Annotated in this window: 1 protein-coding gene; it reads left to right on the top strand. The window is 66.1% G+C overall.

Annotated elements, in window-relative coordinates; genetic code table 11:
• A partial coding sequence (locus ASD35_RS15650; protein WP_056875894.1) for an IS5 family transposase occupies nucleotides 1-883 on the top strand: 883 nt, incomplete at its 5' end.
• Nucleotides 884-1,034: the final 151 nt, after the last annotated feature.

Here is a 1,034-nt window from a genome sequence, read left to right as displayed (position 1 = left end):
GGTGGAGCTGGTGGCGCTTATCCGGCCGCATGCCCGCGGTGCACACCAAGCGCTGGGTGGCCGGCCGCCGTTTCCCATCGAGACGATGCTGCGCATCCATTGCCTGCAGCTGTGGTGGAACCTGAGCGATCCGGCCATGGAAGAGGAACTGCACGAGCGCCCGCTGTACCGGCGCTTTGCCGGCCTGGAGGGCGCCGCGCGCGTGCCCGACGAGACCACCATCCTTCGCTTTCGCCACCTGCTGGAGAAGCACCAGCTGACTTCCCAGTTGCTGGCCACCATCAACGCCGGGCTGGCCCGACAAGGCCTGATGCTCAAGACCGGCACGGTGGTGGACGCCACCATCATTGCCGCGCCGAGTTCGACGAAGAACAAGGACGGCGAGCGCGACCCCGAGATGCATCAGACCAAGAAGGGCCAGCAGTGGCACTTCGGCATGAAGGCGCACATCGGCGTGGATGCCGAGTCGGGGCTGGTGCATACGGTCATCGGCACGGCGGCCAACGTCAACGATGTGACGCAGGCGGCGGCGCTGCTGCACGGGGGCGAGGAGGTCGTGTTCGCCGATGCGGGCTATCGGGGCGTGACCAAGCGCGAAGAGACCCGAGGGCTGAAGGTTGACTGGCACATCGCGATGCGCCCGGGCCAGCGTCGCGCACTCGACTCGACGTGCGAAGTGAATCGGCTGCTGGACAAGGTAGAACAGCTCAAGGCCAGCGTGCGGGCCAAGGTTGAGCACCCGTTCCGAGTGGTCAAGCAGCAGTTCGGCTACGCCAAGGTGCGCTACCGCGGCTTGGCAAAGAACACCGCGCGGCTGACGATGCTGTTTGCGCTGAGCAATCTGTGGATGACGCGGCGACAACTGCTGGGTGCGCAGGGATGAGTGCGCCTGCGACGCAGTTGCGGGGCGTCGCAAGCCCCGAATTCGCAGCGCCAGTGGTGCCGAAGGCCCGGTGCCGCTGCACATTTTCCGACTCACGAGCCGCACACGACCTCAGCGCCACGCAAGAACGGGGTTTTGCAGACTGTCCCTA

It is taken from the genome of Pelomonas sp. Root1444 (assembly GCF_001426885.1).
Classification (GTDB): domain Bacteria; phylum Pseudomonadota; class Gammaproteobacteria; order Burkholderiales; family Burkholderiaceae_C; genus Pelomonas.
The sequence above is the reverse complement of the archived record's forward strand: the minus strand, read 5'-3'. Positions and strand labels throughout refer to the sequence as shown.